Consider the following 12,883-nt stretch of genomic DNA (forward strand, 5'->3'; position numbering starts at 1 on the left):
GGAGCGCCTGATGGGCAATAACCTGAAATTTCGTCCGGACGGCGCCGCCGTCGGTCTGATGGCATTGCTGCTGGCGGTGGTGCTGGCCTTCAGCCTGCTGATGCCGGGGCGCTTCTTCAGCGGCGCCACCTTCACCAGCGTGGCGTTCCAGCTGCCGGAACTGGGCCTGCTGACTCTGGCGATGTTCATTCCGATTCTCAGCGGCGGTCTGAACCTGTGCATTATCGCCTGCGCCAACCTGACCAGCCTGCTGATGGCCTGGCTGTTTATCCGCTATCTGCCGGCGGACGCCGGGCTGGGGATGCAGGCGCTGTGGCTGGCGTTGGCGATGGTGGCGGCGATGCTGCTGGCCGGGCTTATCGGCGCGGCGACCGGCGCGCTGGTGGCCTACGTCGGCGCGCATCCGATTCTGGTGACGCTGGCCACCATGACCACGGTCAACGGCATCGGCATTTACCTGACGCGCGGTGCGGCGCTGAGCGGCATGCCGGAGATCGTGCGGTTTATCGGCGCCGAGAGCGTGCTGGGCGTGCCGGTGCCGCTCTTGATCTTCCTGACGGTCGCCGCGCTGCTGGCGCTGTTTTTGCAGAAAACCCGGCTCGGCAAGTGTATCTACATGAGCGGCAGCAACATCAACGCTACCCACTTCAGCGGCGTGAATACCCACCGGGTGCTGATCGCCATTTACACCCTCTCCAGCCTGCTGTGCGTGATCGCCGGGCTGGTGATGATGGCGCGCTTCAACTCGGCGCGCATGGGCTACGGCGACTCTTACCTGCTGCTGACGGTGCTGGCGATCATTCTGGGGGGCACCGATCCGTTCGGCGGCTTCGGCCGGGTCAGCGGCGTGGTGTTGGCGCTGGTGGTGCTGCAGGTGATCGCCACCGGTTTGAACCTGATGAACGTCAGCCCGCACTTCAGTCTGGCGATGTGGGGCGCGGTGCTGATCGCGGTGCTGGCGCTGAAGTTTTTCCGCCATCGCTATCGGCAGCGGCGGGCGATGCGCCGCAGCGCGGCACAGGCCAGAACCGCGGCGGGCCACTGATCTTTTTTCCCTTTTGCGCAGGATAACGCTAATGAAATACCAGATTTCACCTTCACTGATGTGCATGAACCTGATGGATATTCGGCAGCAATTGGCGGTGCTGAACCGCCGCGCCGATATGTTGCACATCGACATCATGGACGGGCACTACGTTAAAAACATCACGCTGTCGCCGTTCTTTATCGAACAGATCCGGCCGCACACCTCGTTGCTGCTGGACGTGCATCTGATGGTGGAGAACCCGACCGATTTTATCGACCCTATCGCCCGCGCCGGCGCGGATTTTATCTGTCCGCACGCCGAAACCATCAACCGCGACGCGTTCCGGGTAATTAACCAAATCCGCGCGCTGGGCAAAAAAGTGGGGGTGGTGCTGAACCCGGCCACGCCGGTGGAGTTTATCCGCCACTATATTCATCTGCTGGATAAAGTCACCGTGATGACCGTCGATCCGGGCTATGCCGGGCAACCGTTCATTCCTGAAATGCTGGAAAAGATCCGCCAATTGCGCGATCTGAAACGCCAACAGGATCTGAACTATCTGATCGAAATAGATGGATCCTGCAACCAGCGCACCTACCGCGATCTGATGGGCGCCGGTGCGGAAGTGTTGATCGTCGGCAGTTCCGGGCTGTTCAACCTCGATCCGGATCTGGAAACGGCGTGGGAAAAGATGCTGGATCAGATGCGGCAAGCGGCCTGAGGCGGGGGATATGATGCGGCATTTTCTTGGCGTTGACGTCGGCGGCACCAATACCCGCCTGCTGTTGATGGATGATGAAGGCGAGTTCAGCGGTTACCGCAAGATAGCGACCGCCGATTGGGCACAGCGGGCCGATCCGCTGGCGGCGTTGGGCGATCTTATCGCCCGGCATTGCGAGGATCGTCAGGTGGTGCAGGTGATGCTGGGGCTGCCGGGGATCCTCAGCCGCGATCGTTCTCGGGTGTTGTCGTTGCCGTTTATCCCGGCGCTGGATGCCCAGCCGGTGGCGGCGTTATTGAGCGAACGGCTGGCGCTGCCGGTGCGAATGGACAAGGACGTCAACCACCTGTTGTGGTGGGATCTGCAGCAGCTGCCGGCGCTGCCGCAGGTGGCAGTGGGGCTGTATCTGGGCACCGGCATGGGCAACAGCCTGTGGCTGAACGGTGATTTTTACCACGGGGCGCACGGCGCCGCCGGCGAGCTGGGGCACATTCCCTGGCCAGGCCATCAGGGTGAATGCCCGTGCGGCAAACGAGGCTGCGTCGAGAGCCTGACCTCCGGCCACTGGCTGACCGGCTGGGCGCGCGCCAACGCGCCGCAAACGCCGTTCGAGCGGCTGTTCGAATGCCACGGCGATCATCCGGATCTGCGCCGCTTCGTCGATCGATTGGCGCAGACCATCGCCATCGAAATGAACGTGCTCGATCCGGAGCGGCTGATCCTGGGCGGCGGCGTGATCGCCATGAGCGGTTTTCCGTTGGCGCAGCTGGAGCAAGAGATCCGCCGCCATTTGCGCGGGCCGCAGCCGGCACAGGGGCTGACGATCTCCGTCAGCCGCCTCAGCGATGAAACCGGCAGCAAAGGCGCCTGTCTGGCCGCCCGGCGCCACCTCCAATTGAGCAGGGAGTATCAGCAATGAAAGGCAAAGTTTGCGTGTTCGGTTCGTTCAACCTGGATATCGTCGCCGGCATGGCGCGCTTTCCGCAGCCCGGCGAGTCGCTGATTGCCCGCAACAGCATGATGGGGGCGGGCGGCAAGGGCGCCAATCAGGCCACCGCCGCGCTGCGCGCCGGGGCGCGGGTGCATTATATCGGCAAGGTGGGGCGCGACGACTTCGGCGCCTTCGCCCGGCGTCATCTCGCCGCCGCCGGCTTCGATGCGGTGACGCTGTTCTCGACCGGCGATTGCCCGACCGGCAATGCGCTTATCTACGTTGCCGGCGAGGATGCGGAGAACATGATCGCCGTCGATCCCGGCGCCAATCTGACGGTCAGCGACGATGAGGTGCGCCAGTGCCGGCCGGCGATCGCCGCGGCGGATATTCTGCTGACCCAGCTGGAGAACAACCTGCCGGCGATCGAGCAGGTGATCGCTATCGCCCGTGAGGCGCGGACGTTCATCATTCTCAACCCGGCGCCGTTTCAGCCGGTGCCGGACAGCCTGCTGGCGCAGGTCGATCTGCTGACGCCCAACGCCACCGAATGCACGTTGCTGACCGGCGTGCCGGTGCGGGATGAGGCTTCAGCGCGGCAGGCGGCGCAGGTGCTGCACGCCAAGGGCATTCGCTTGCTGATCGTGACGCTGGGCACGCAGGGGGCGTTGTTCTCGGACGGGGAGCGCAGCGAGCTGATCCCGGCGTTTCCGGCACAGCCGAAAGACACTACCGGCGCGGGCGATGCGTTTAACGGCGCCCTGGCGGCGCAGTTGGCGAATCAGGTGCCGTTAGCCGAGGCGGTGCGCTTCGCCGCCGCCTATGCGGCGGTCTGCGTGGAGCGAGCGGGAGCGGCGGTGTCGATGCCGAGCTATGACGAGGCGCTGGCGCGCCAACGGGCGTGCGCGTGACGGCGACGGGCTGCGGCGCAGAGGCGGCAGCCCGGTCCCCTTACTTCAACCAGCCTTTACGCTGCGCATCCCGCAGATGTTGCTCCATGTGGTGCCACAGCTCGGGGTGCACGTCAGCGATCGATGCATTGCGCGCCAGCACCTGCTCCAGGCTGATGCCGTTTTCTACCCAGCTCTGGCCTTCGTTGTGCAGGTTCATCAGCATCGGCATGGTGCGATCCAGCAGTAAGGCAAAGCGTGCATCGGCGCTTTCGCCGTCTTCATATTCCTGCCATAAAGCGGTGAAATACTCGCGCTGAGCCTCCGGCAACATGCCGAACAGACGGCGCGCCGCCGCCACTTCCTGATCGTGGATCGCCGCGCGGGCCGCCAGATCGTAGACCAGCACGTCGCCGGCGTCGATTTCCACGATGTCATGCAGCAGCGCCATCTGGATCACGCGCTGAATGTCTACGTCATTACCGGCGTAGGGTGCCAGACTCATGGCGGCGATGGCGAAATGCCAGCTGTGTTCGGCGGAGTTTTCCTGGCGCTGGGTGCCCAGTACCTTGGTGCGGCGTTGTACGCCTTTCAACTTATCGATTTCCATCAGGAACTGGATGACCTGGGTCATTGAACCGAAATCTAACGCGGGTACAGCGGATGACATGGTGTAAACCTCAAGGTGGGTGGGTTGAAGCCTGACGATTGTAGACCAGCGGGCGGGGGATTTCGATGGTTACACGCGTTCACATTTTTATTTTAGCGTACACGTGTACACTGGAATTATTCTCAGTTAAGCTGCTTTGCGTTAATTTCGCACAAAGCAGGGCATTTTGAGGGGTTGCGCGTTATGGGGAAAACGGACGTAGTGAAAACCGGGGCCGATAAAATCGTCGCCGCGGCTTATCCGTGGGCGGAAGAGATCGCCAACAGCATCAGCCACGGCATCGGGCTGGTGTTCGGTATTGTCGGCCTGGTGTTGCTGCTGGTGCAGGCGGTGAATACCGGCGCCGATGCGACGGCCATCACCAGTTATAGCCTGTATGGCGGCAGCATGATCCTGCTGTTTCTCGCTTCTACGCTGTACCATGCGATTCCGCATCAAAAGGCCAAGCATTGGCTGAAAAAATTTGACCACTGCGCCATTTATCTCCTGATTGCCGGCACTTACACCCCGTTCTTGCTGGTAGGGCTGGATTCGCCGCTGGCGAAGGGCTTGATGGCGGTAATCTGGGGGTTGGCGCTGCTCGGCGTACTGTTCAAGCTGGCCTTCGCCCACCGTTTTGAAGCCCTGTCGCTGGTGACCTACCTGACGATGGGCTGGCTGTCGCTGATCGTGATTTATCAGCTGGTTACGCGGCTGGAGGCCGGCGGCGTCACGCTGCTGGCGATCGGCGGGGTGGTCTATACCCTGGGCGTGATTTTCTACGCTTCCAAGCGCATTCGCTTTGGCCACGCCATCTGGCACGCCTTCGTGCTCGGCGGCAGCGCCTGCCATTTCATGGCGATCTACCTGTACGTCTAAGCGTTGCCGCTACGTCTGAATGCGTATTGCACTGGCGCCTCTTTTGTTTTAAAAAAGAGGCGCTTGCTTCTTTCGGGTATCCAGCAAGCCCGTTCCTTCATTTCTGAGCCCGCATACCGTTTCTCTCACCTCTGTTCAGGACTCACTAAGATGATCGTTCGCTTATCCAAAGCGCTGCTGGTCTGCGCTATCGCCTTGTTCGCTTCGCTGGTGGCCTTCGGCAATATCACCGATTACGGCTCCAACTTCGCCTTCGTGCGCCACGTCTTTATGATGGACACCATTTTTCCCGACGCCACCATCGGCTACCGCTCGATACAGACACCGTGGCTGCATCACGCCGGCTATATTTTCATCATTACGCTGGAGAGTCTGACCGCGCTGCTGTGCTGGATCGGCGGCCTGCGCCTGCTGGGCGGCCTGAAACTGCCCGCTAACGCTTTCAACGGCCGGAAAAAGCTGGCGGTAATGGGGCTGACGCTGGGCTTCCTTACCTGGCAGGTCGGCTTTATGTCGATTGGGGGAGAGTGGTTCGGCATGTGGATGTCGCAGCAATGGAACGGCGTACCGAGTGCGTTTCGCTTCTTCGTCACCATCATCTTGGTGCTGATCTACCTGGTGCAGCGCGATGGGGAGTTGGACGAGTAATTAAGACGGCCGCAGGCAGGGCGCCTGCGGCCGGCGGATTATTTCTCTTCGGCCAGCGAGTAGGGCAACGGTTTGATCGCCAGCTGGCTGGCGGCATCGTCGCGTACCCGCAGCTTGCTGTCGGCATCCAGATCGTTGTTCATCACCACCTGCACCCACAGCGTGCCGTCGGCCAACTGACTCGATGCCAGTACGGTGCCGGTGCGGCGCCAGTTTTCCCCCAGCTGCAGCTCCAGATCTTCCGCCGCCTGCGGGGCGCGGGCGGCTTTACCTTCCAGCCAGTAGAGCGCACGCTTATTGGCGCCGCGGAACTTGGCGCGCGCCACCATCTCCTGACCGGTATAGCAGCCCTTGCTGAAGCTGATGCCTTCCAGCGCCTGGAGGTTGGTGGCCTGTGGGATCAGCTGCGCGCTGTTGGCGGCGTCGATAACCGGATAACCGGCCTCGATCTCCAGCGCCAGCCACTGGCCGCTGTCATTCAGCTCCGCCTGATCGTGCAGTTTGCCGATCAGCTGTTCGGCCACGGCGGGGCGAGTCACCAGCAGAAAACGCTCCGCCGGCGCATTGAAGTGCAGCAGCGTGGTCTCGCCTTCCTGCACCACCGGGTGCTCGGCGCTCGGCAGCGTGGCGAACAGGCCCGCCAGCGCGGCGCGCGCCTGGAAACCGGCGACGCCCAGCAACACCGCGTCATTGTCGGCGGCGATGGTGACTTTGGAGAACACCGCATATTTTTTGATTTCAGCCAGCTGGCTGTCCAGCACGCTGCGGCGCTCCAGATAGGCGAAGCCTTCGCCACGGCGGAACAGACGCAGGTTGCTCCACATTTTGCCCTTGGCGTCGCAGTGGGCGCACAGCACGTGTTGATCGGCCGCCAGCGCGTCGATGTCCGCCGTCACCTGGCCCTGAAGATATTTCACCGTGTCCGGCCCGTTCAGCGTCACCAGCGCCCAATCTTCCAGCGAGATCAGCGTCAGGGGAAGATGGGTGGAAGCGGAGGGCTGACGGGGTGGGAATGGAATGTTATGCGCCATAGTAAGTTCCTGCTCAACGTTTAGCTTACCTGAAGGGTATTGAACCCATGGTAAAAGAGGCGGCGGGCTTTGCAAACTGTTATTCGCGCCGCGGTGCCGGGGGGCGCTTTTTTTGGCATTTTGCGCTTTATTGCGTTTTCCACCTCCAAGCGGCTTCCCGGCGTGTATGTCAAATTGTTACTCTATAGGCTTGCGGCCAGGGCGCCCTTGCAGACAGATCCCCCGGCTGATGGAATTATATTGCGACGGCGTTGCCATACAGTGTGTCATTTGAACCCTGCGCTGGCGCTGCCGCGCTGAAAAGAGGTGAGTCATAACAACATGGATATTAACAACAAAGCACGTATTCACTGGGCTTGCCGCCGTGGCATGCGCGAGCTGGACATCTCCATCATGCCGTTCTTCGAATACGAATACGACAGCCTGAATGACGCGGACAAGGCGTTGTTCATCCGCCTGCTGGAGTGCGACGATCCCGATTTGTTCAACTGGCTGATGAATCATGGCGCGCCGCAGGACAGCGAGCTGCAAAGAATGGTGACCCTGATCCAAACGCGAAATAAAGACCGTGGCCCAGTGGCGATGTGATATCCGTATTTCCTGGCGCACCCAGCTGTTTTCCCTGTTGACCCACGGGGTTCTGATCCTGCTGATCCTGATTTCGCCCTGGCCGGAAGGCTTTGGCCCGCTCTGGCTGGTGTTGCTGACGCTGGTGGTGTTTCAGTGCATTCGCAGCCAGAAGCGCATCGCGGCGGTGCAGGGTGAACTGCGGCTGCTGGCAGACCGGCGCTTCAGCTGGCACGGCCGCGAATGGCAGCTGGCGAAAAAACCCTGGATGCCGGGCTACGGCATGCTGTTGACGCTGCAGCCGATGGAGGGCAAAAAGCGCCGCCGGCTGTGGCTGGCTTCCGACTGCATGGGCAAGGAGGAGTGGCGCCATCTGCGGCAGCTGTTGCTGTATCCTCCGGCGGGTGACGGCGAGGAGCACTGATGAAACCCGTACTCTGGTTGGTGGAAGATGAACCCAGCATTGCCGATACGCTGGTTTACACGCTGGAGAGCGAAGGCTTCGAGGTGCGCTGGTTCGAACGCGCAGAGCCGGCGTTGCAGGCGCTGGCGCAGGGCGCGCCCGCGCTCGCTATCCTCGATGTCGGTTTGCCGGATATCAACGGCTTTGAATTGTGCCGCCGCCTGCTGGCTCAGGCGGCCGATCTGCCGATTCTGTTTCTTACCGCCCGCAGTGATGAAGTGGATCGCCTGATCGGGCTGGAGATCGGTGCCGATGACTATGTCGCCAAACCGTTCTCCCCTCGCGAGGTCAGCGCCCGGGTGCGTACCATTTTGCGCCGCCTGCATAAGCAGCAGCGCCTGCAGCAGAGCGCGCTCTACCATTTCGGCGCTTTCGTCCTCGACGAAGACGCCGCCATCATCTGCTATCACCAGCGGCCGCTGCCGCTGACCCGTTACGAATACCTGCTGCTGAAAACTCTGCTGTTGGCACCCGGACGGGTGTTCTCGCGGCAGCAACTGATGGAAAGCGTCTGGGCGCAGGCGGAAGAAAGTCTGGATCGCACCGTCGATACCCACATCAAAACGCTGCGTGCCAAGCTGCGTGCGGTTGAGCCGGGTGAACCGCCGATCCACACCCACCGGGGATTGGGCTACAGCGTGAGCCGCCAGCCATGAAAATTGGCCTGCGTCTGCTGCTGGGATATTTTCTGATCGTGGCGGTGGCCGGGTATTTCGTGCTGAGCATTTTCGTCCAGGAAGTTAAGCCCGGTGTGCGGCGCGCTACCGAAGGCACGCTGGTGGACACCGCCAACCTGCTGGCGCAAATCGCCCGTCAGGACATGCAGCGCGGCGATGCGGCGCATGGCCAACTGGCGCAGGCGTTTATGCAGCTGAATCAGCGGCCGATCGGCGCCAATATCTCCGGCATCCGCAAGGATCGCAGTGAATACCACGTCTATCTTACCGATGCGCGGGGCAGGGTCATCTTCGATTCCGCCGGCCGCGCGCTGGGGCAGGATTATTCGCGCTGGAATGACGTTTATCGAACGCTGCGCGGCCAGTACGGCGCCCGCAGCACCCGCAGCGATCCACAGGATGAAAACAGTTCGGTGATGTATGTGGCCGCGCCGGTGATAGAACAAGGGCGCATTATCGGTGTGCTCACCGTGGGCAAACCCAACAGCACCATGGCGCCGGTGATCAAACGCAGCGAACGGCGCATTCTGTGGGCCGGCGCATTGCTGCTGGGGATCGCGTTGCTGATCGGGGCGGTATTTGTGTGGTGGATCAACCGCTCGATAGGCCGGCTGGTGCGCTATGCAGACGGGGTGGCGCAGGGGGAAAACGCGCCGCTGCCCAAAGTGGGCGGCAAGGAGCTGACGCAACTGGCGCAGGCGTTGGAGAGCATGCGCCTTAAGCTGGAAGGCAAAGCTTATATCGAACAGTATGCGCATACCCTGACGCATGAGTTGAAAAGCCCGTTGGCGGCGATCAGGGGCGCGGCGGAGCTGTTGCAGGAGCTGCCGCCGCCGGAAACCGCCCGGCGTTTTCTCACCAACATCGAGCAGCAAAGCGCGCGTATCCAGCAGCTGGTGGATAAACTGCTGGTGCAGGCGCGGCTGGAGAGCCGGCCTGAAATGGAGACGGCGCCCATCGCTATCGCGGCGTTGATCGACCAGGCGGTGGCGGGTAAAGAGGCGCAGGCGACGCAGCGCGGCGTCAGGTTGCAACTGGATACGTTGGCGGAGGTGACGCTGAACGGCGATGCGTTGCTGATCAGCCAGGCGCTGACCAACCTGCTGGACAACGCGATCGACTTTACCCCGCCGGGTGGTTGCGTCAGCGTGCGGGGCGAACGGCGGGAACAGCATTACTGCATTAGCGTCTGCGACGACGGCAGCGGCATTCCTGACTATGCGCTCGATAAGGTGTTCGAGCGTTTTTATTCGCTGCCGCGCGCCGAACGCCCGAAAAGCAGCGGGCTGGGCCTGAACTTCGTGCAGGAAGTCGCCCGTCTGCATCATGGCGGCATTCACCTGCGCAACCGCCAGCCGCACGGGGTGGAAGCGACGTTCATGTTATCGCTGTGACTTCACCTTCCCTTCACATAACCACATTCTGATTTCACCTGCGGGTTTTATCGTGACCTCATTACCTACAAGGAGTGAGCATGATGAAATCGGTACTTTTCTGGAAAATAACCACGTTGCTGGGATTGATGTTGGTGATGTTGATTCCCATCGCCCAGCTGATGAGCGTGATCGACGAACGCAGCGGCTATCGGCAAAGCGTGGTCGGGCAGGTGAGCGACAGCACCAGCGGGGCACAGCGCGTGCTCGGCCCGTTGATTGTCATTCCTTATGTCGAACGAGAAGAGAAGAAAGACGAGAAAGGGCAAACGGTGGTGCAGCGGGTGCAGCATTACCGCTATTTGTTGCCGGAGTCGCTTCAGGTGCAGGGGGCGCCGAATGTGGAGGTGCGCAAGCTGGGTATTTATCAGACGCAGGTTTACCAAGGGCCGCTGAACTTCAAGGTGCGTTTCGGTCAGCCGGAGCTGACGGATTTGCAACGCGCCAACGTGACCGTCGGCCAGCCGTTCTTACTGGTAGCGCTGAGCGACTCTCGCGGCATCAAGAGCATTTCTCCGCTGGCAACACCGCAGCCGGTGGCCTTTGAGCCGGGCACCGGTGTGGGATCGTTGCGCCAGGGGATCCACGCACCGCTGACGCTGGCGGCGCTGCAACAAAAAGAGGGACTGAACGCCGATTTCACCCTGACGCTGGCGGGCACCAGCAGCCTGTCGCTGGTGCCGCTGGGGCGCAGCAGCGAACTGCAGTTGCAAAGCAACTGGCCGCATCCGAATTTCCTCGGCAACTTCCTGCCGGACGAACGCAAGGTGACGGAGCAGGGGTTTAGCGCTCGCTGGCACAGCACCTGGTTTGCCAACAACATCAACAGTGCGTTCTATTACGATGATGGCATTATCGACGAGGATAAGCTGCCGGCCTTCAGCGCCAGCCTGGTCGAACCGGTCGATCACTATCAGCTGACCGAGCGCGCAGTCAAATACGCGCTGCTGTTTATCGGGCTGACGTTTATGGCGTTCTTCCTGTTCGAAACCCTGACCGGGCTGCGAGTGCACCCGATTCAATATCTGTTGGTCGGTGCGGCGCTGGTGCTGTTCTACCTGATTCTGCTGGCCTTTTCCGAACACCTGGGGTTCGCTCTCGCTTACCTGGCGGCCAGCATCGCCTGCAGCGGGCTGATCGCCTTCTATCTGAGCGCCGTACTGCGCGGCAAGTTGCGCGGTGCGCTGTTCGCCGCGAGCTTATTGTTGTTGTACGGCGTGCTCTATTTGCTATTGCAGTCGGAGGACAATGCGTTGGTGCTGGGGGCAGGGCTGCTGTTCGCCATTCTGGCGGGCATCATGCTGCTGACGCGCAAGCTGGACTGGTATCAGGTGGCCGATCCGGCGCGTCTGACAAAGGAAACGCCAGCCAGCGAAGAAGAGCCACGTTTCCGGCTGTGGAAATAAGCGGGGAAATCGGGCGCGTTAAGCGCCCGATAGCGGTTACAGCAGCGGCTCCATTTCCAACAGGATCTGTTCGCACCATTGCTGCAGGCGCTCTTCACTCAGATCGTATTGGTTGACCTCATCGAGCGCCAGGCCGACAAAGTGTTTGCCGTCGGCGCTCAGCGGTTTGGGGCTGGTGAACTCGAAGCCCTCAGTCGGCCAGAAGCCGATGAACTGTACACCCAGCGGCGCGATGTGATCGTGTAGCATGCCCAGCGCGTCGAGGAACCACTCACCGTAACCGAGCTGATCGCCCATGCCGTACATGGCGACGATCTTGCCTTTCAGATCCAGCGCCGGCAGCTGCGGCCAGATCGCTTCCCAATCTTCCTGCAACTCGCCGAAATCCCAGGTTGGGATGCCGAGGATCAGAATGGAATACTCCTCCATCAGCTTGGGCGAGACGTCTTTCAGGTTGTGCAGGTCGACCAGGTCCTCACCCAGAATCTCACGGATTTTTTCCGCCGCCATCTCGGTGTAGCAGGTGCTGGAGCCGTAAAACAGACCAATCTTCATGTGTAAACCGTTACGTTGCTGTTTAGAGAATTGCAGCGAGTATACCTGATTTGCGCCGGCTTAAGGCATAATGGCGCGGGTGGAAATGCAACAAAGAGAGGACCGCGTGCAACAGCAAGACAATGCGCTGATTGAACAATTCCTGGATGCGCTGTGGCTTGAGCGTAATCTGGCGGAAAATACGCTGGCCTCTTACCGGCTGGATTTACAGGCCCTGGGCGCCTGGCTTGGCCAGCAAAACACCACCTTGCTGCAGGCGCAGGCGTTGGATCTGCAGGCGTTTCTCGCCGAGCGGGTGGACGGCGGCTACAAGGCCACCAGTTCCGCGCGCTTGCTGAGCGCCATGCGTCGCCTGTTTCAGTATCTGTACCGCGAAAAACTGCGTGCCGACGATCCCACTGCGCAGCTGGCTTCCCCCAAGCTGCCGCAGCGTTTGCCGAAGGATCTGAGCGAGGCGCAGGTCGATGCGCTGCTGCAGGCGCCCTGCGTCGATCAGCCGCTGGAGCTGCGCGACAAGGCGATGCTCGAAGTGCTGTACGCCACCGGGCTGCGAGTCTCCGAACTGGTGGGGCTGAGCATCAGCGACGTCAGCCTGCGCCAGGGCGTGGTGCGGGTGATCGGCAAGGGCAACAAGGAGCGGCTGGTGCCGCTGGGCGAAGAGGCGGTTTACTGGATCGAAAATTATCTGGAACATGGCCGCCCTTGGCTGGTCAACGGCCAGACGCTGGATGTGCTGTTCCCCAGCACCCGCTGCCAGCAAATGACCCGACAGACGTTCTGGCATCGCATCAAACACTATGCGATCCTTGCAGGCATCGACAGCGAGCGTCTGTCGCCGCACGTGCTGCGGCACGCGTTCGCCACCCATTTGCTGAACCATGGGGCCGATCTCCGTGTCGTACAGATGTTGTTAGGGCACAGCGATCTCTCGACCACGCAAATTTATACTCATGTAGCGACCGAACGACTGAAACAGCTACATCAACAGCATCACCCGCGCGCCTGA

Annotated in this window: 15 protein-coding genes; 12 read left to right on the forward strand and 3 right to left on the reverse strand. The window is 61.2% G+C overall.

Translation table 11 applies throughout. The features are described 5' to 3' along the window. Positions 1-10: 10 nt before the first annotated feature. From GKN89_RS17465 to rbsK, 4 genes are read left to right on the forward strand one after another with little or no spacing between them, the layout of a single operon-like run. Positions 11-1,045 (forward strand): ABC transporter permease, encoded by a 1,035-nt coding sequence (locus GKN89_RS17465; RefSeq protein ID WP_154747445.1) that lies wholly within the window; start codon positions 11-13, stop codon positions 1,043-1,045. Positions 1,046-1,076: 31 nt separating this feature from the next. Further along, a complete protein-coding gene (gene alsE, locus GKN89_RS17470; RefSeq protein WP_019455651.1) occupies positions 1,077-1,748 on the forward strand; it encodes a D-allulose 6-phosphate 3-epimerase in 672 nt (223 codons plus the stop codon). Positions 1,749-1,758: 10 nt separating this feature from the next. After that, positions 1,759-2,667 carry an allose kinase gene (alsK, locus tag GKN89_RS17475; protein WP_154747446.1) on the forward strand — a complete coding sequence of 303 codons (909 nt, stop codon included), beginning with the start codon at positions 1,759-1,761 and terminating at the stop codon, positions 2,665-2,667. Further along, positions 2,664-3,590 (forward strand): ribokinase, encoded by a 927-nt coding sequence (gene rbsK, locus GKN89_RS17480; protein ID WP_019455653.1) that lies wholly within the window; start codon positions 2,664-2,666, stop codon positions 3,588-3,590. The genes alsK and rbsK overlap by 4 nt, the downstream gene beginning before the upstream one ends. Positions 3,591-3,630: 40 nt before the next feature. Here the strand turns inward: rbsK and GKN89_RS17485 are convergent, their stop codons facing one another. Then, positions 3,631-4,239 (reverse strand): HD family hydrolase, encoded by a 609-nt coding sequence (locus GKN89_RS17485; RefSeq protein WP_025160219.1) that lies wholly within the window; start codon positions 4,237-4,239, stop codon positions 3,631-3,633. A gap of 183 nt (positions 4,240-4,422) precedes the next feature. Here GKN89_RS17485 and GKN89_RS17490 point away from each other — a divergent pair, with 183 nt between their 5' ends. Together GKN89_RS17490 and GKN89_RS17495 are read left to right on the forward strand one after the other, a co-directional pair. Beyond that, the gene (locus GKN89_RS17490) at positions 4,423-5,097 is read left to right on the forward strand and encodes a hemolysin III family protein (protein ID WP_063917971.1); all 675 of its coding nucleotides are present in this window, start codon (positions 4,423-4,425) and stop codon (positions 5,095-5,097) included. 150 nt (positions 5,098-5,247) lie between these two features. Beyond that, positions 5,248-5,745, forward strand: coding sequence for a DUF2165 family protein (locus GKN89_RS17495; RefSeq protein ID WP_154747447.1), 498 nt, complete (start codon positions 5,248-5,250; stop codon positions 5,743-5,745). 38 nt (positions 5,746-5,783) lie between these two features. Here GKN89_RS17495 and ygfZ read toward each other — a convergent pair whose 3' ends face one another. Beyond that, on the reverse strand, positions 5,784-6,776 hold the full coding sequence (gene ygfZ / locus GKN89_RS17500) for a tRNA-modifying protein YgfZ (RefSeq protein WP_154747448.1): 993 nt from the start codon (positions 6,774-6,776) through the stop codon (positions 5,784-5,786). A 321-nt stretch (positions 6,777-7,097) separates the two neighbouring features. Here ygfZ and sdhE point away from each other — a divergent pair, with 321 nt between their 5' ends. The 5 genes from sdhE (at position 7,098) to creD (ending at position 11,322) form a co-directional block, all read left to right on the forward strand. Then, positions 7,098-7,364, forward strand: a complete 267-nt coding sequence (gene sdhE / locus GKN89_RS17505) for an FAD assembly factor SdhE (RefSeq protein WP_019455657.1) — start codon at positions 7,098-7,100, stop codon at positions 7,362-7,364. Further along, positions 7,345-7,767, forward strand: a complete 423-nt coding sequence (locus GKN89_RS17510; RefSeq protein WP_019455658.1) for a protein YgfX — start codon at positions 7,345-7,347, stop codon at positions 7,765-7,767. Before sdhE ends, GKN89_RS17510 begins: the two co-directional genes overlap by 20 nt. Continuing rightward, positions 7,767-8,462: a two-component system response regulator CreB gene (gene creB, locus GKN89_RS17515; protein WP_019455659.1), complete on the forward strand. Its 696-nt coding sequence runs from the start codon at positions 7,767-7,769 to the stop codon at positions 8,460-8,462. The genes GKN89_RS17510 and creB overlap by 1 nt, the downstream gene beginning before the upstream one ends. Continuing rightward, positions 8,459-9,877 (forward strand): two-component system sensor histidine kinase CreC, encoded by a 1,419-nt coding sequence (creC, locus tag GKN89_RS17520; protein ID WP_063917968.1) that lies wholly within the window; start codon positions 8,459-8,461, stop codon positions 9,875-9,877. The genes creB and creC overlap by 4 nt, the downstream gene beginning before the upstream one ends. Positions 9,878-9,957: 80 nt before the next feature. Next, the gene (gene creD, locus GKN89_RS17525) at positions 9,958-11,322 is read left to right on the forward strand and encodes a cell envelope integrity protein CreD (RefSeq protein ID WP_154747449.1); all 1,365 of its coding nucleotides are present in this window, start codon (positions 9,958-9,960) and stop codon (positions 11,320-11,322) included. Between the two features lie 36 nt (positions 11,323-11,358). Here creD and fldB read toward each other — a convergent pair whose 3' ends face one another. Further along, the gene (gene fldB / locus GKN89_RS17530; RefSeq protein ID WP_019455662.1) at positions 11,359-11,877 is read right to left on the reverse strand and encodes a flavodoxin FldB; all 519 of its coding nucleotides are present in this window, start codon (positions 11,875-11,877) and stop codon (positions 11,359-11,361) included. An 85-nt stretch (positions 11,878-11,962) separates the two neighbouring features. Between fldB and xerD the strand changes: the two genes are divergently transcribed. Beyond that, entirely contained in the window at positions 11,963-12,883 is a 921-nt protein-coding gene (gene xerD / locus GKN89_RS17535) for a site-specific tyrosine recombinase XerD (RefSeq protein ID WP_154747450.1), read from the forward strand.

Source organism: Serratia sp. YC16, assembly GCF_009707615.1.
Taxonomy (GTDB): domain Bacteria; phylum Pseudomonadota; class Gammaproteobacteria; order Enterobacterales; family Enterobacteriaceae; genus Serratia; species Serratia surfactantfaciens.